Below are 17,979 nucleotides of genomic sequence, written 5' to 3' on the forward strand. Positions count from 1 at the left end.
TCAAATCAATTTTTCAATCTTTTTTACTTATTTTTTTATGAATAGGTTAAGATATTAATACATATTTATTTTCAAGTTATGTAAAAAGGTTGTTGTTAATCAATTATTTTAGAAATAACATCAGTAGAAAAACCTAACAGAAGTAAATTATTTGTAACTTTCATTCTCTCTACTTTATCAATCTTCTCTTTGTAAATTTGCTTTCTTTGCAAGAAAAATTCTACCCATATATTCAGTTCATCTCGTGATTCTTGATTATCAATTTTTTTATATTCTCTTGCCAAACTTAATAATTCATTTTCTCCTTCACAATCACTTTCTTTGTATTCCTTTATTAGATCTTCAGCATCTACTGACAATTCTTTTGCTATTTCCCATAACCTTTCACTTAAAATGGTGACACTACCTTGTTCATAGTGATGTATCTGTGAGGGTCCTATATTAAGCTTTTTTGCCAATTCTTCTTGTGTATATCCTCTTATTATTCTCCACTTTTTTATCTCTTGTCCTCCGTTTGGCTCGTATCTCTCTTTATCAGCATATTCTTCAGTTGATAAGCCCGTTGCTCGATAGATAATGTCATTATCAAACTCTGCCTTAACTAGATTCTTTGCAATTCTTATTCTTGCTGCTTTTATATTACTTTCTTCTTCAGCTCGGACAGACTTGGTTAATACATAAATTGCTTTGTGTCCTCCTGTTTTTTCTATGAAATTATACATTTCCTGGCTTCTAGCTTCATCAAAACAACAGCTCTCTTTTAGTACTTTTCGTCTTGGAAAGAGATTTCCAACAGGAATTGATAATGCCCCTGCTAATATTTTTAACTTTTCAATTGGAATGCCACATGTTCCTTGTTCATATCTTAGCAGTGTATGATAGTTTATGTTTGCTTTGCCTGCTAAGTTTTTCAGGGCATATTTTCTTTTTAACCTCCAGCTCCTTACTTTTTGTGCTATCTGATACCTTATCGAGATATTTGCCATAAATATTATACAGGTTAATACTACCAAATAAAGATATACAAAATGTTTGCATTTTAGTTGAATATTTCTTCACAATTGTGTATAATTATTAATGCTTTTTATCTTACTTTCTCATGGCTCTTTCTAAGTTTCTCGATCCAAAAAATGATATATCGTTCAAGCGCATCTTTGGCACTGAAAAAAATAAGGACATTCTTATTCACTTCCTTAATGATATCCTTGGCTTCACTGGCAAAAGTACAATACAGGATATAGAGTTCTTAAGTACTATTCAAGACCCTGATATTGCTTCTAAAAAACAAAGCATTGTTGATGTTCTTTGTAGGGATGAAAATGGGCTACAAGTCATAGTCGAAATGCAGGTCGCTAAAACTAAGGGCTTTGAAAAACGTGCTCAATACTATGCTGCTAAAGCCTATTCAAGACAGGCTGACAAAGGCGATCAATATCATGACCTTAAGGAAATTATCTTTATTGCTATAGCAGACTGTATTTTATTTCCTGATAAGTCTGAGTATAAATCAAAGCATACTATTCGCGATGAAGATACTAATGAACATGATCTAAAAGATTTTTACTTTATATTTATTGAGTTGCCTAAATTTCCAAAAACCAAAGAAGATCAGCTTTCAAGTATAGTTGAAAAATGGGTATACTTTTTCAGATATGCAGACGAAACTAGTGAAGAAGAGCTAGAGAGAATAATAGGAAGTGATCTAATAATTAAAAGAGCATATGAAGAACTAAATAGATTCAACTGGTCAGAAAAAGAATTTATCGCCTATGAACAGGAGATCAAGCGTATTCGTGATGAACAGGCTGTCCTCGCTCAAAAACTCGATGATGCCACTCAAAAAGGTAGACTAGAAGGTAGACAAGAAGGCATCCTCATCGGCCATGAAAAAGGTAAAATTGAAGGTAAAATCGAAGTTGCAAAAAACTTACTTAAAGCTGGCATCTCTATTGACGTCGTATCGCAAACTACAGGCCTTTCTTCTGATGAGATCAAGCAGTTACAAGCAGAAAAGATCCCCCTCGACTCATAGCTCTAACACACTGCTTATTCCTTTAGCTACTGATGTTCCATTTAAGAAAGTATCAGGCTTTTTAGGTAACTCTACTTTTCCTGAAACCTGCTGATCTAAGATCTTAGAAGGCTTTTCTACTTTCTGTTGTAGCAGTACAGCTTCCTTCTCCCCCTCTAAGCTGCTTCTTAAATGAGCTAAAAACTTACCAGTTTGTTTAAATTCTGAACACGCCTCTTTTGCAGATTAGTATAGGGTTTTTGATATTTCTAAAAATCTCCCATTTATTATTTGTCCAACTATAGCTAACTGTGTTTTTACAGAATAAAAATTTAAATTCGTTACTGATATACCTGACTTAATAGCTGCTTCATTCAACACTTTCTCAAATGCCTTTGTAATATTCAATGCATAACCCTGTGCTTCTCGTGGAGATATAGATTGATCTGTTGTAGAAATATACTTTTTTTATCTACCTCTTTCCTATACTTCTAGAAGAAGCTGTATGCTTTTCTGTTTCTAAATTATCTAGACTACTAGAGGGACGAGAGCTAGATCTTGAAGGAGGCATGTCACTACTTTTGTTTTTTACCTTCTGCCCTTTGGAAGTACATTTAGATATATCTGTAGCGCTAAACTCATCACTGACTGATTTACTAGTACGCGAAGATGATCGACTGAATCCAGATGTACTTCTACCCTGAATTGAGGAAAAAGAACTTAATCTTTCTACTCTTCTACTACCATTGCCCAATCCTGCCGCTGCAGAAACATTTTGCTGTGAACTACCGGAACTTTGTTTTTGTTCTGTTCTACCGGATACGCTACTCGGTAATTTGGCTATTTTACCTCTCTCACTAATACTCTGCTCTGAGAAAGCAGAAAAACCACTCTCAAAGCCAGATGATGAACTCAAACTCGAACCATAACTACTCTTACCTTTATCTACTATTGGTACACTTTGAAAATTACTTGATACAGATTTTGAGAAAGGTTCTATTTGTTTTTCCCCAGGTTGTACAAACAATTCTTTTCCCTGTTTTTTTAATACCACATCAATATTATATTCAATGTCTGCAGCATAATGATGACTAGGGCCTAACTTATCAAGCATTTCCCTGAAAATGTCTAAAGCCTGCTTAGGTTCGTCTAGTACGTAAAACAGTGCTGCCATATTATGACGAGCCATTATAGTATTGAAATTTTTATAACCTAAAACACTATTTCTTCTGTCAAATACTTGTTCATAGATATCAAGAGCCTTACGGTACTCACCTTTTTCGCATAAATCTGCTGCAATATTAAAACAATCACCTAAAAGCTTACCATCGCTTGATTTATCATGCACAAACAAAGATAATCGACGGCTAGATTCAAACATTCTGCTATTCCTGCTACTTAACCTAGTACTAGTACCTGGATCAGCATTGAAGAATTCACTAGCGTCGACAAAAGGTTCTAGCTCGTTATCATCTTGAAAATTAATAGCCGTATTAGCAGCTCTTGGTCTAGATAATAGCGCTTGACTACTACTTGACGGTATAACAATTTCCTTTACCTTTGAAGATGGAGTTGAAGGATACTTAAAAACGTCAGACGTACTTTCATCCAGACTCTGTAATTGTAATGTTTCAGCAGCCGAACGTCGTCTAGTACTTATTGACTTAGTAGTATTGGTAGATGAGAGACTACTAGAACGTCTTCTTTGTACATCAATACTCACTTTACTTAGTTCTGCTATTAGTGACAACATTTCCGCTTGTGAAGAACCATCTAGTTGTTTCTCAACTTCTTCTTCTAAATTGTAATATAGTTGCTGTAGTGGTAAAAGATCTTTCTCATCAAGAGATGATATGTTGTTTAGTTGTTGCAGCACAAGTAACAGGTTTTGCGATTGTTGAATAGTTATTTTGCTATCTTTTAAGTTCCTACGTAGCTGTTCTAGCATAGATGGTAACTCTTGAGCATATAACTTATCACTACCCTTTGTTTTAAGTACAGAACCCACATATTTTAATGTTTGTAGTACATCACTTAATAGATTTTTAGAACATTCTTTGCCTTTTTCTATTGCTTTTTCTAACTTTTCCAATTGATTTTTGTCACAATTGTTTTGTAAAATACCCCTAGCCTTTTGTTCATCATATTGTACATAAGGATTACTCTTGTTAATGTATTCATAAGCAACAAAAATCGATACTTTTTCTTTGAGATAATTTTGTTTCAAACTCTTATCATCATGCATTACATTTATAAAATCTTCTAAATAACTCCAATAATTATTGGATCTAACAAACTCATACCCCTTTTTAAAAAGCAATATCCCTAAGAGAAGCATTGCTTCTGGATGTTTACAACTAGCAGCTTTACTAAGCAAATCGTGAACTTTTTGTTCCTTTTTAACTCCTCTTTGATCAAGTCTACCGTTGAACAGCGCAACCGCATACGAATATTGCGCATCAGAAAAAGATTTGCTAGATAATTGTCGAAACAGATACCCTGCAGTAACAAGATCTGTTTTATTTGATACCATATCTTTTGCCAACTCATATTCTACATGATCGATCATCGATTCTAATTCTTTCATTCCTTTCTCTTTTCCTACCATCTCCAGATAATCACTTGAATCAGTAAAATCCAAATTAGCTGCTCCAACACAAGCCAAGAGATTGTGCTCTGCAATCGGATCTATAAAAGGGGTATTTTTAGTACTCCGCAAGACATCAGCGAAATGCATTTTCCATGACTTTTGCGATGTATGTTGAATCACTTTGCAATAATTTCCTACATTGTATAATTCCATAATTCCAAGTATCAAACTATTCAAAGGGGAAAAAGACCTTCCTGACTTAACCATACATTCAACAGCTTCTTTGACCACTTCTTGCGGAGCACAGTTTACTCCCAACATGTTTGTAGTGATATTACCTTCCATAGCTTCCTTAAACTTTATTATCGCATATGCGTACATTCCACATTCAAATCCCTTAACTGCCGACTCACGAATCTTATTTTTAGCTCGACTCTCGTCTCCTTCTTTTAGCAGATCAAGTCCTGTAATGTAATCTTGCGATTATACATATTGATACTCCTATAAAAAATTTGGGTTGTTGAGTTTACCATTTTTAAAATCCATAAGGGTTCTAACAGTTTCTGGTCTATCTTCAAATAAATACTTGCCTCTGGTTTTGCTATAGTCTTTTTGTATTTTTATTTTATCTCTCCTTATTCTATCGTAAAGCCACTGCCTGGAAACTTCAAGGATTTTTGCAACTTGTGAAATAGTAAGGTAGCCAGGCACTTTAATGGGGTGTGATTGCTCCTTTTTTCGCATAATATTATTTTTTAACCGAATATTTTTTACTGTATTTTCTAAAACAATATTCTTTGATTGTGAGGGAGAACGATACCCTTGTGTTTCTAAGTACTTGGCAATTTCTATATCCGTTTTACCCTCTTTACTTGACTTTATTATCGATTGCTCCATTTCTGTTGCAGTAGTCAATGCACGAAAGGAGCTTACTGGAATAGGAGCATGGAAAGTGGTAGTTTCTCTACCATGCCATACAATACGTATCTGCAAGCAATCACGCATGATTCGGTGTGCTACTACCTTATCAATCAGACAACGAACAAAAGATTTTCTTTGCTGACGTGACAGAACTGACTTATGCCAAATTTCTGGTAGTTTCTTACCTACATCTAAAAATATTGTTTTCAGTTCCTCGGATAATTGAGGAGTAGGTTTACTTGGATACTGACGTTCAAATGTAATTTCCGCTTGCTTGAGTTCATTCAATGCCTGTTCCCAACGTCTTTCAAGTTCTGCAGCTACAAGACGATTGTCAGGATCAACTTGATTAAATTGTCGTTCTGCCAATCTTACTTGGTATCTTAAGCGTTCTAATTGTTGTAAATGAGCTTTATTAATTTCTTGTTCAGATTGTAGCTGCGAGTTAATAGCCTTAGTATAAGCATCTAGCTCAATTTGACTAAGTGCTGCAAAAAATTTAGGAATTACTTCATTATCAATAATATCAGCAGGTAAAAACTGACATGAAGGGGAAAGATCACGTTGATGTTGGTAACTGCATTTATAATGATTTCCTCCTTTATACTGTACTATCATTTTGTGTCCACATTCTCCACAATAGATTATTCCATGTAATAATGCTGCACCTGGTCTAGCTATTCCACGTGTTCTACAGCGACGGTAATCCGCATGATTATCTTTAAGTATGATCTGAATCTTTGTAAAGGTTTCCCAATCTATGTAAGCTGGGTATTTATCTTTAATTAGAACTTTCCATTCTTCCATTGGTAGTCTTTTTGTTGTTTTATTAGCAGAAGATAGTTTGTGACGCGTAGTACAAGAACGACCATAAGCAAATGCTCCAGCATAAGCAGGGTTTTTGAGCATTGAGATAATTGCGTCAAAAGTTGGTTTTTTCCAATGCACTTCTTTAAAATTGTCATACCTAGGAATGGTAAGTTGGTTATTGTTAAAATACCTTACAACTTGTGCTGCTGTTCGTTTTTCTAGAAAAGTGTCAAAAACAAGCTTAATATGCTGCTGAACTTCAAGGTTAGGATCCTTACTCACGGAATCATCAATGTTACGAACGAAACCCACTGGAAGAGATAAGGCTAAATCTCCTCTGGTTGCCTTATTTACTAGTCCAGCATTTAGTCTGGCTCTTATAGTAGATAACTCCATTTCAGCAAGCTGTCCTTTCAGACCAAGTAACAACCGACCATTAATAGTACCAGGGTCATACACACCATCCCGATCAGCTATCAAACACTGTTTATAGCCACATATATCCAATAACGGATACCAATCAGAACAATTACGTGACAAACGAGTCACATCGTAGGATAGGATAATCCCTACCTTTGATAAAGTGACTTTAGCGAGAATCTCTTTATACCCTTCACGCTTTTCAGCACTAGCACCTGTTAAGCCGAGATCATTATCAATAACAACAATATTATCAGCTTTCCACCCAAGATCAATAGCTCTTTGTTTCAGCGCATACTGTAACTCCAAACTTTCTTGATTGCTCAGTGCTTGATGAGGTGTTGATTGTCTTATGTAAATTATCGCTTCGCGTGTTAAATGTTGTGCTGTAATTAGCTCTGATGTATTCATGGATGACCTCTTTGGACACTAATAATATGTTTTCTAAAATTTCTGATTTGAGACATTGCGGCATTTTTTTCCACACTCTATTTGGTTTACATGGCATAATTTATACTCCTTTGCTAAAGAAACAAATTCGTATAATGAATCCCATGTTAATTTACTTGTGAGAAAATCTTGCTTACTGGCTAAGTTGGTAGCAAGAAACGGGATACGCAGAATTATGTTATTACGATGAATAACAAATACATTACTACTACAATGGGCTCTTGAACTGATAAAGGATATAGGAAAAGTTCTGCCAAATAGCGGATGAGTTGGATCTGTAACTGTAATCTCTTTTTGGTTGTTGAATGGGGTATTAAGGTGGTTGATCGTGCATGCCATCTAGATAAGGATCATCTTCGCGCGATTCATCCCTTGAATCATTTATACTAACTGATGAAATATCTAGTGAAGTACTTGATGAATTATTCAATGATGAGCGATCCATTTCTGTATTTTGACCTTCCACCGATAACATAGAAGAATCTATAAATTTATTATAATTAAACACCTTATTTAGAAACGCTTTTCTATATCTCTCATAATGAGCATCCTCTAAGTAACTAACTTTTGGTAACCGATCATCAGATGACTTTTTTCGCAATGACTCCCGTTGCTTAGAGCGGATCTTATTTAATATTCCCCCTTGTTGCGATTTCTCCATTCTAACCCCCATAGAACTATTTCTTACATTCAGGTAGTAAATCTCTCTACCCGTATTTACACTATAACAAGGATTTCCACCTTGTACACAATTATTTTGCATAACACCTTCATTATTTTTTTCTGCCACTCTTGAACTAGGTAAATTTGATGCAGAACAGCTCTTTTTTGATGCAGCAGAAGGTATAGATTTTCCTCCTTGACTTATAGGTACTGTACTGCTTTGTGGATCATGATCAGCAGATGATTGTCGACTTGATGAACTAATACTCTTCTCTGATCTATTGCTTACAGTCTCTTCAATGCTTTGTGAATTCCTAACTAATGCATCATCACTATTTCCTGGTATACTTTTTTCTAGTAAAAAATCTTTTTCCACACCAAAAAACTGTAAAACATCAATCACATTTTCATGAACTTTCTCATCCTTTAGCAGTTCTTTCATTGGCTCTTTACAGATAGCATCACAAACTGCTTTTAACTTATCTAAATTCTCATTCACAATTTTTGCTAACACTTCTCTAAAGAACCAGTTATTAAAATAATGACTAGCTGAGTTTAATGATTGGATTAATTCTAATACTGCGCCGTTTATAGATTCTCCACTATTTATCTTTTGATTTAATTCGTTAAGTTTTTTTTCTTTCTTACTCTTCTCATTTGATGAGATTTTTAGTATAAATGGCTCGTTTTTTACTACTTTTATTGCTTCATCTTGATGCTTAAAAAACAACGTCGATATTAAAGCACCTACTACAGTTGGTCTTAGTCTTACTTCTCCTTTTTCCTTTTCTAGTTCCTTTAGCTCTTTCATTAATTTTTCTTTGTTAAATCTCTCTCTGTTAATCACTTCTTTTCCTAGATATTCTAGCTGCCATATGATACTCTCTTTGCTCATGTCCTCCATGTCTATCTTTATTCCTTGGTCTAATAAATTTTGTACAGAATCTTTGCAAGATTGTTTATCTTCCACCCATGAACTTATTACATCTGCTACTGTTTCTTTTATCATATCGCAGGCTGCAAGAAATTCTTGATTTTCTTGAAACACTTCCCATTTCATTAAACGAATAGAATGATAAATATCGCCACTTAACATTACTGATACTGCACTTTTGTAACCTAATTTAATTGCTTTCTTTATAAGCCCTTTTGCAACTAAATCTTGGTAGTCAAAGCTTTCTTTTATTCTTCTAGTTTGGCTGCTATCAAGGTACTGTTCTCCATTACACAAAACATGTGCGCTTCCATACATTTTTTCTGCAATACACAGCACTATTTCAGGAGAACATCGATTATCAATTACATATCGTAATAAGTCTATTAGTTTTGAATAACCAGTAAAAGTTCCTGTCCATTTGTATTGATTATCTATACTCTTGCCTCGTTTTGTATCTTTATTCTCTTTTTGACAAATCATTTCCAATAACTGCACATTACCCTTTTGACATACAAGTTCTACAATTTCTTTACGCTTCTCTTTTGTTATTTCGTCGTTAATAAACTCAAAGCCTAGAAATATATCTTTTGCATCTATATTAGCCACAGTACCATCAGCAAGAATATCGATTCCTTTTTTTATCTCACTCACTGCCTTAGATATTAAATCTTCTTTTTCTTTATCTGTGAAATCCTTCTTTTCCTTGAGATCACGTATAATCTTTCTTGTCAATCCACTAAAAGCTAGTTCATCACTACTACAACTCTCTTTTGCTTTTTTCCTAAAATGTATCTCATTTACATCTCTCACAAAGTGATCACCAACACTAGCACAACTATTTGGAATTTCTGACGTTGTAATTTGATTGGGTAATATTTCAACATCAACAAATTTTAGAACATCAATCACATTTTCGTGAACTTTCTCATCCTTTAGCAGTTCTTTCATTGGCTCTTTACATGTAGCAGTACAAACTGCCTTTAACTCATCTAACTTCTCATTCACAACCTTTGCTAACACTTCTCTAAAGAACCAGTTACTATACATATGAGAACATGAGTTCAATGATTTGATTAATTCTAATACTGTGTCGTTTATAGGTTCTCCACTATTTATCTTTTGATTTAATTCGTTAAGTTTTTTTTCTTTCTTACTCTTCTCATCTAGTGTGGTTTTTAGTGTAAATGACTCGTTTTTTACTACTTTTATTGCTTCATCTTGATGCTTAAAAAACAGTGTTGATATTAAAGCACCTACTACAGTTGGTCTTAGTCTTAGTCTTACTTCTCCTTTTTCCTTTCCTAGTTTCTTTAGCTCTTTCATTAATTTCTCTTTGCTAGCAATGTGTTTATCCGTTATCTCTTTTTCTAGACATTCTAGTTGATACATGAGATCTTCTTTCTTCACTTTTTCCATGTCTGTCTTTATTCCTTGATCTAATAAATTTTGTACATCACCTTTGCAAGATTGTTTATCTTCTACCCATGAACTTATTACATTTGCTACCGTTTCTTTTATCATATTGTAGGCTGCAAGAAATTCTTGGTGCTTTTGAAACACTTCCCATTTCATTAAGCGAATAGAGTGATAAATATCACCACTTAACATTACTGATACTGCACTTTTGTAACCTAATTTAATTGCTTTCTTTAAAAGCTCTTTTACAACTGAATCTTGGTAACTAAAGGTTCCTTTTATTTTTATAGTTTGGTCGCTATCAAGGTACTGTTTTCCATTACACAAAACATGTGCGCTTCCATACATTTTTTCTGCAATACACAGCACTATTTCAGGAGAACATCGATTATCAATTACATATCGTAATAAGTCTATTAGTTTTGAATAACCAGTAAAAGTTCCTGTCCATTTGTATTGCTTATCTACACTCTTGCCTCGTTTTGTATCTTTATTCTCTTTTTGACAAATCATTTCCAATAACTGCACGTTACCCTTTTGACAGATAAATTCCACGAAATTCTTACGATCTGAAAGATCTATCAGCTCATTAGCCACTTCAAATAATGCAAATATCCTTTGCGTATCAAATCTTATGTATTTATTATTCTGTTCTTCATTTTCGTTTTCTGGATCATACTCTGTATCTTTAGCCAAACATACTTCGCATGCTAGCCTTATTAGTAATTCAGACTTATTTTGGTAAGCCAACTCTGGATGTTCTTCCATCCACCTTTTCGCATTAACATCAAAACCTATTTTTTCTTTTAATAACTCATACCAACGTTCTCCTTCTCCTTTCATTCCTTCTGTAGAACTTACAACTGGTGGTTCACATCTATCAGTAGATTTACTTCCAGTTTCTTTAGCAGATGTTTTGGAAGATTTTTGCCTTTTTTTGACCGGCTTAGATGATTCATCTCCCTTGGAAGAAGAGGAAAGGTTTGAAGTATTTGGCATAGTTACCCCCTTGCTATGAATGAAAAAACACTGTATATACCATAAAAAACTAATAGTTCAATAGACATATCTTCAAACCCTGTCAATTAGCTTTGCAAACCCTCACTTTTTTGTGATTTTTGGAAAAAGTAAACAATAAAATCTTTTGTGAAGCTAATTAGCATAATGTTTTTGCTGAAAATATTTTTTAAAAAAGTGGTTGATTTATAGCTTTAATTTAATATAAGTATGTTTATTATATAATGTTGAATGGAGGGTAAAATGAATTTTGACCAATATGTTGAAGGTGGTTCCTTAATAATGAGTACTAAAGGTACTGTAGTGGACATAGAAAGATTGGTAAGCTTTTTACAAAATAATACACACATTAAAAAGCTTTCTCTAGTCGATTTAGATATTGGTGATGAAGGTGTAAGAGCATTAGCTAATGGCAATCTTTTAAATCTTACTTCTCTTTATTTAGGTGGTAACAATATAGGTGACCAAGGTGCAGAAGCTTTAACTAAGCTTTCAAACCTTACCAAGCTTAATTTGAAGAATAACAATATTGGTGATGAAGGTGTAAGAGCATTAGCTAAGCTTTCAAAACTTACTGAACTTGATTTAGCTCGTAACAAAATTGGTGACCAAGGTGCAGAGGCCTTAGCTGAGCTTTCAAAACTTACTGAACTTGATTTAGCTCGTAACAAAATTTATAGCCAAGGTGCAGAGGCCTTAGCTAAGCTTTCAAACCTTATTGCACTTGATTTATCTTGTAATAAAATTGGTAACCGAGGTGCAGAGGCTTTAGCTAAGCTTTCAAAACTTACTTTTCTTAATTTATCTAATAACAAAATTCATGGCAGCGGTGCAGAGGCCTTAGCTAATGGTAATTTTCCAAAGCTTGCTTCTCTCTATTTACAGGGTAATAATATAGATAACCAAGGTGCAAAGGCCTTAGCTAATGGCAATCTTTCAAACCTTACTTCTCTCTACTTATATGATAATGATGATATAGATGAACTAGGTAAAGAGGCCTTAGCTAATGGTAATCTTTCAAGTTTTATTTCTCCCTTTATGATAAAAAATAAAAAACCGGTAACTATGCCATGTAGAGATACTTTAGAGAGAAAGCCTTTCTCAGAGCTAGGAACAGCATCTTCTAATCAAGGAGAGAAGCAGCAAGGGGTTCAGGCTTCTGGTGCTAATAAGAGCTTAATGCGCAAATTTATTTCCTGTTGTAGGCCGTCAAGCCTGTCAAGTCCTGGTGGCATCAATGATGATCAGCAAGGTCCAAGTAGTGAGTTAGGTGAAGTACTGCCAATACATAGCCAGCCAAACTCTTTAAAATCTAATGATATTGAGTTTGTTGCGATAGCTAACTAAGAAGAACCAAGCAATAGCAGACTCGAATGTCAGTGAAGTTTATGGAAGCTAAAAATGCAAAAGTTATACTAACCATAATTATTGGAAAGGCAAAAAGGAATCAAGCTGCAAGCAAAGAACGCTCTTTTTAATCTGCCCTGTTGCCATTGAGATTATGCATTAGTTTTTATTCGTACATAATATTTTTATGTGCTGGATGGTAGCTAGGATTCTTTCAAAAGGTTTCTAGTAAGGAGTGATAGAGAAAATTTTGCATACTGCTAAGTGGTAAAAACCCACAAGAGTGCCGAAAATTATGCATTCAGAAATAATTACAATAATCCTTTTCATTATTTTGCTTGCTCAACTATTTTTCGCTTTATTGGGCAGATAACATATTTGTGGATAACAGGTTTATTTTGTTTTTATATGAAAGGGAAGTTTACGTAAACAGATGAACTTACTACAGAAACTCAAAAATTGTAAAATAGTGAAAATATTATGTTGAAATTAGTTTGACTCATGTTATACACCATATACAATATATTATTTATCTATACTAGGAGGGGAGTATGGTTGGGGTTAAAGAATCTGTGGAACATATCTTGCCAGTGGGTAATAAACAAACTAACGCACAAGAACTAAATTATGAATTAAATCCTGAGCAAGAGTATTTTGAAACAGATGAATCATTTAATAATGAATATGAGTTACTTAAATCAGAACATCTATTACAAGTTTTGTGTAATGATCCGTTAGAAACCTTAAGAAAGCGAGGATACTCAGAGAGTGAGATAGATGAAATATACAATCAGGGTGATTCTTGGTATACTCAAATGACTATGCCGACACTTAAGGATAATGTACTACCATCTTTAATGGATAGTCGAGATTCATTACGTAAACAAGTGTGTGTTTGGTTTACTGAAGAACATAATCTTACAGAAAGCCAAGAGAAGTTAAACATGAAGCTGCTAAATATTGTAAAGTATCTAGACTGGTATGATGAAAGTGCTCTTTTTGATTATGATAATGGTAGTGTTGATAAGCTTGAAAAATCTTTAGAAGCTAATAAAAGCAAACGGGATTTAAAAGTTGTTCTTAACCTTAAAAGAGGAGAATCTGATGCAACAGTACTTCATGCAGTTTCAGGGGCTCATATATATGAAGTGGGTCGCAATCAGGAAGATCAAGCTGTAAGTTTACTCTTGGCAGCAGGAGCAGATCCTAACGCAAAAAATAATGAAGGAGAAACGCCTTTGCACTATGCTGCTGCTATTGGTAATGATGAAGGTGTAAATTTACTACTTCGTGGAGGTGCTAATCCAAATATATGTGATAAACAAGGAAAAACTCCACAACAGGTTGCAATCGATAATGGTCATTACAATGTGGCAAGGCTTCTTTTAACTAAAGAACAAGAGGAGTTGCGTAGAGAGTTATATAACATTCTTGTAATTCCTATATTCGGCCCTATTCACCTCAATAAAACTTTAAAAGAGTTTTTGGATAAACACAAGAGTAACCTGGATCTAAAAGTGGTGTTAAATATTCGGAGTGAAAGAGGTGAGTTAGAAGTTCTTGAGTGTGCTGGAAATATTACTTATATTGATAAAGCTATTGGTGCAGAAATAAGAGACTTATTTTTGAAGGCAGGTGCATCATGTGATGTACCTCATTGCATAGTAGAGGAAAAACGTCCCCTCGTTTTATGGCACCGTTTAATGCCAGATCAAAAGAAAAAATTAGATGATTTTTTAGACAGGGTATCTAAAGCTGAAGATATGGACAAACTAGAAAAAGTTGTAGATGAGGCAATCAGATCTGGAGTGCGGCTAAATTTTAACAAAGACTTTTCTCCAGAAGACCCTATTGCATGTAACTGGTATAGTTTCACAGATTATGTGATAAAAAGAATTGGTGAGTTAAATAAGTTAAAAAGGAATTCTAAAGTTGCTAGTGATATAGTGTATAATTTGGTATCAGCAGGGGCAGTATTGTATAATGAAAATAGTATTAATGTAATTAACGAACTGGAATTAGAATTTAAGTATCATAAAAATAATATCTTTGATGCTTATGCGAGCTACGTCGATAATGCTTATAAACTTGTTAAAGTTGCAAGAAGTGCAGCCAATAATAAGCTGAATGATGTAAAAATGGATAACTCTGTTCTTTATTTGGAATATTCAGAAGATAGCACAATAAATGTTGCAATGATCACAGATAAAGTAAGAGATCTAGAGCTAAATCAGAAAGAGGTAGGATATAGAAGAAGTATAATAAAGATCGGAAAAAGCGAGGTGGATATTATAACAGAAAATGGTATAAGGAATTACACTAACCTTGCAGATAATAGTGATATAGTGTTAACTTTCCCTACCAGTCAGGGAGAGTTAGAAGTGAGGTTATGTACTGATATCAAGAATAAAGGTCTAATAATGGTCAAAGTGAATAATCAAGGTTTGCTGGAGCAATTAAAAAATTGTAACGAAAAAATAGGGAAGAATTGTTTACTTGGTGGATATTCGGTTTATGATGCTATTGAGCAGGGGTATTTTGAAAGGTATGGAAAACCTAGTCAATCTCATAGTACATCTAAAACTTGGGCAGATAAAGTACAAGAATCAAGAAGAAATCAAAGCGAGAGCACCAGCGGTATACTAAATTTTATGGGCAAAAAATGAAGCGAAAGATATTGGCTTTGCTATTTCAAAAACATCTTGCTTTATTTTATTATTTTAGTAGTAGTATAATATTTTGGAGGGGTTTATGCATAATGCAATAGAACAAAATAACCTTAGTAAGGTTAAAGAGCTTGTTAGAAATGGAGCAAGTATTCACACTAGAGATGTAAGTGGCAGAAAGCCTATGCATTCAGCTGCCAAGTTTGGTCGTAATAATATTATAGAGTTTTTGTTAAGCAAAAAAGTAAGTATTGATGATGTTAACAGTAATGACAGTACACCACTACACTTTGCTGCTGGATATGGTCAGTTAGATACTGTAAAGTTTCTTGTAGGCAAAGGAGCTAACATTAATTTTAAGAATAGCATTGGTGGCAGAAAACCTATACATGATGCTATCATTGGAGATCATAAAAATATTGTGGAGTTCTTATTAAGCAAGGGAGTGAGTATTAATGATGCTGATGAAATTGGTAGAACCACATTACACTATGCTGCATCCGAGAATAAATTAGAAGTGGCAAAATTTCTAATTGATAAAGGGGCTAATATTTATGCTAATAATACTTGTGGTCAAGAGCCTATGCATCTTGCTGCTTACGCAGGGCACGTAAATATTATAGATTTGTTCTTAAGTAAAGGAGTAAGCATTGAAAATACCGATAAAAATGGTTTAACTCCACTACACTATGCTGCTCGATTTGATCACTTAGATCTTACAAAATTTCTAATTAATAAAGGAGCTAATATTCATGCTAAAACCATTAAGGGTCAAAAACCTATACATCTTGCTGCCCGCGGAGGATACAAAACTGCTAATACTGCTAATATTGTAAAGTGCTTCTTAAGCAGCGGAGTAAGTATTAATGATACTGATACAAATGGGTTAACTCCGCTACATTATGCTGCTAAACATGCTGAATTGGAGGCTGTAAAACTGCTAATAGATGAAGGGGCTGATATTCATGCTCAAACTGTTGATGGTCAAAAGCCTATACATCTTGCCGCTCGCGGAGGAGGACGAACAACCCCTAATGTTATAGAGCTATTCTTAAATAAGGGAGTAAGCATTAATGAAATTGATGCAAATGGTTTGACTCCGCTACACTATACTGCTGGTGTTGATGGGTATTTTAAAGAAATCACTGCAAGGTTTCTAATTAATAGAGGTGCCAATACTCAAGTTAAAGATAATAATGGCAAAACACCTTTAGATCTTGCTAGAGAAACTGGACGTATGGGAATTGCAAGTATGTTAAGTACTACAAAAGTGACGGATGTATCGTTACAACAGCACTCTGGATCGAGTAAATTTCCTAGTAGAGTTTGAGAAGGATAACGGGAGAAAAACTTTATCTATTTAAAGTAGAAAATTATTATAAGTTTTATATTAATTTTAAATTAATTGGTATTAAAAATTTAAGTAATCTAGCTATTTTCAACAACCAAAACCAGCTAGCGTGAGAAGAAGTTTTCTTGGGATGCGTTGGTCTACCAAGTGTACCGTTCGAACTTTTCTTTATAATAATTCTACTATACTATAAAGTCAGCTATATTAGCCTACTTTAACCAAATTTATATATGAACTAGTTTGCCTAGCTTTGTTGTAACAATTTTACGTTTTTATTTACACAACCCTATTTTTACGCAACGTGTTCTCACAAATATACGTACTTTTTTGCATTTTTGAAGAGAGTCAACAATTAAAACTTTTGTGACACTAATTGGTTTACGTTTCTGCTAAAAATATTTTTTCAAAAGTAGTTGTGTTATAAATTCATTATGGTATGCTAACTCAATATTATTTTAGGGGGTTCTTATGTTATTACCAATAGCAGCTGGAGGTGCACTAGTTGGTGGAGTTTATACTATATATAGACAAAGTACAATCATATCAAAACTAGAAGCTCAAAGTAAGCAAATATCAGAAAATCATGAAAATCAGTTAAAAGCAATTGAAGAAAAGTATTCTTCTTTACTTAAAGCAGCAGCCAAAGAGAAAGAAGAGTCAATGAAAAGATCCGAAGAAGAAAAAGAAGGGTTAGCGGTATTAGTAAAAAAGATGGATGAAGAAGGAAAAGAAACAGAGGAAAGATATCAGGAATTATTGAACAAAATGGAGCAAGAAAAAGAAGATTTAATCAAAAAAACAAACAAAGAGAAAGCAGAGCTCAAAGAATTAATTGATGCAGTCGTTCAAGACAGAAAAGAATTAATAGAAAGGTCTGAGGAAGAAAAAGAAGATTTAAAAGAATTAATAAAAAGAATGGATGAGAATAATAAAAAAACAGAAGAGAAATATCAAGAATTAATTAATAAAATGGAGCAAGAAAGAGAGGAGTTAGTTAAGCAAATGCATAAAGAGAAGCAAGGCCTCAAGGAATTAATTGAGACAATGGCTAAAGAAAAAAATGAGTTAATTGAAAGAATTGATAAGGAAAGAAATGAGGATAAGCTAGTTAATCAAGAATTACTTGCAAAGATGAATACAATTCTTTGTCTTCCTGGCGTGAATGCTGTAATACAAAAATGGGAAGAAGCAGGAAATATGTATATATCGAACCATATTCAATCTAGTAATGAAGGTGAATCAAGTAAAACTGTTTCAAAATTACAAGATGATAATAGTTCAGAATGTGAATCTAACATAGAGATAATTGAAAATCCAAGTACTGATATAGATGAAGTAAAGCTAAGCAGTAGCTGCCAAGGAATGAGTAAATAGTTTAAC

Annotated in this window: 9 protein-coding genes; 5 read left to right on the forward strand and 4 right to left on the reverse strand. The window is 33.8% G+C overall.

Going from position 1 to position 17,979, the window contains the following annotated elements:
* Nucleotides 1-95: 95 nt before the first annotated feature.
* Nucleotides 96-986 carry a helix-turn-helix domain-containing protein gene (locus tag ABWU58_RS01325; RefSeq protein WP_353283364.1) on the reverse strand — a complete coding sequence of 297 codons (891 nt, stop codon included), beginning with the start codon at nucleotides 984-986 and terminating at the stop codon, nucleotides 96-98.
* A gap of 113 nt (nucleotides 987-1,099) precedes the next feature.
* On the opposite strand from ABWU58_RS01325, the gene ABWU58_RS01330 reads away from it, so the two are divergent.
* Entirely contained in the window at nucleotides 1,100-2,032 is a 933-nt protein-coding gene (locus tag ABWU58_RS01330; RefSeq protein WP_353283365.1) for an Rpn family recombination-promoting nuclease/putative transposase, read from the forward strand.
* Nucleotides 2,033-2,483: 451 nt separating this feature from the next.
* On the opposite strand, the gene ABWU58_RS01335 is transcribed toward ABWU58_RS01330, so the two are convergent.
* The 3 genes from ABWU58_RS01335 to ABWU58_RS01345 all read right to left on the reverse strand — a co-directional run bounded on the left by ABWU58_RS01335 (nucleotide 2,484) and on the right by ABWU58_RS01345 (nucleotide 11,217).
* Nucleotides 2,484-4,982, reverse strand: a complete 2,499-nt coding sequence (locus ABWU58_RS01335; RefSeq protein ID WP_353283366.1) for a tetratricopeptide repeat protein — start codon at nucleotides 4,980-4,982, stop codon at nucleotides 2,484-2,486.
* Between the two features lie 120 nt (nucleotides 4,983-5,102).
* A complete protein-coding gene (locus tag ABWU58_RS01340; RefSeq protein WP_309165575.1) occupies nucleotides 5,103-7,163 on the reverse strand; it encodes a recombinase family protein in 2,061 nt (686 codons plus the stop codon).
* Between the two features lie 352 nt (nucleotides 7,164-7,515).
* Nucleotides 7,516-11,217, reverse strand: a complete 3,702-nt coding sequence (locus ABWU58_RS01345; protein ID WP_353283367.1) for a hypothetical protein — start codon at nucleotides 11,215-11,217, stop codon at nucleotides 7,516-7,518.
* 261 nt (nucleotides 11,218-11,478) lie between these two features.
* Between ABWU58_RS01345 and ABWU58_RS01350 the strand changes: the two genes are divergently transcribed.
* The 4 genes from ABWU58_RS01350 to ABWU58_RS01365 all read left to right on the forward strand — a co-directional run bounded on the left by ABWU58_RS01350 (nucleotide 11,479) and on the right by ABWU58_RS01365 (nucleotide 17,973).
* Nucleotides 11,479-12,582: a leucine-rich repeat domain-containing protein gene (locus tag ABWU58_RS01350; RefSeq protein WP_353283368.1), complete on the forward strand. Its 1,104-nt coding sequence runs from the start codon at nucleotides 11,479-11,481 to the stop codon at nucleotides 12,580-12,582.
* 551 nt (nucleotides 12,583-13,133) lie between these two features.
* Nucleotides 13,134-15,248: an ankyrin repeat domain-containing protein gene (locus tag ABWU58_RS01355; RefSeq protein ID WP_353283369.1), complete on the forward strand. Its 2,115-nt coding sequence runs from the start codon at nucleotides 13,134-13,136 to the stop codon at nucleotides 15,246-15,248.
* Between the two features lie 85 nt (nucleotides 15,249-15,333).
* Complete coding sequence (locus tag ABWU58_RS01360) at nucleotides 15,334-16,578, forward strand: ankyrin repeat domain-containing protein (RefSeq protein WP_353283370.1); 1,245 nt, start codon at nucleotides 15,334-15,336, stop codon at nucleotides 16,576-16,578.
* Between the two features lie 489 nt (nucleotides 16,579-17,067).
* Nucleotides 17,068-17,973 (forward strand): hypothetical protein, encoded by a 906-nt coding sequence (locus ABWU58_RS01365; RefSeq protein ID WP_265016118.1) that lies wholly within the window; start codon nucleotides 17,068-17,070, stop codon nucleotides 17,971-17,973.
* The last annotated feature ends 6 nt before the right edge of the window (nucleotides 17,974-17,979 follow it).

The sequence above is a fragment of the Wolbachia endosymbiont (group A) of Pogonocherus hispidulus genome, from assembly GCF_964028195.1.
GTDB lineage: Bacteria > Pseudomonadota > Alphaproteobacteria > Rickettsiales > Anaplasmataceae > Wolbachia.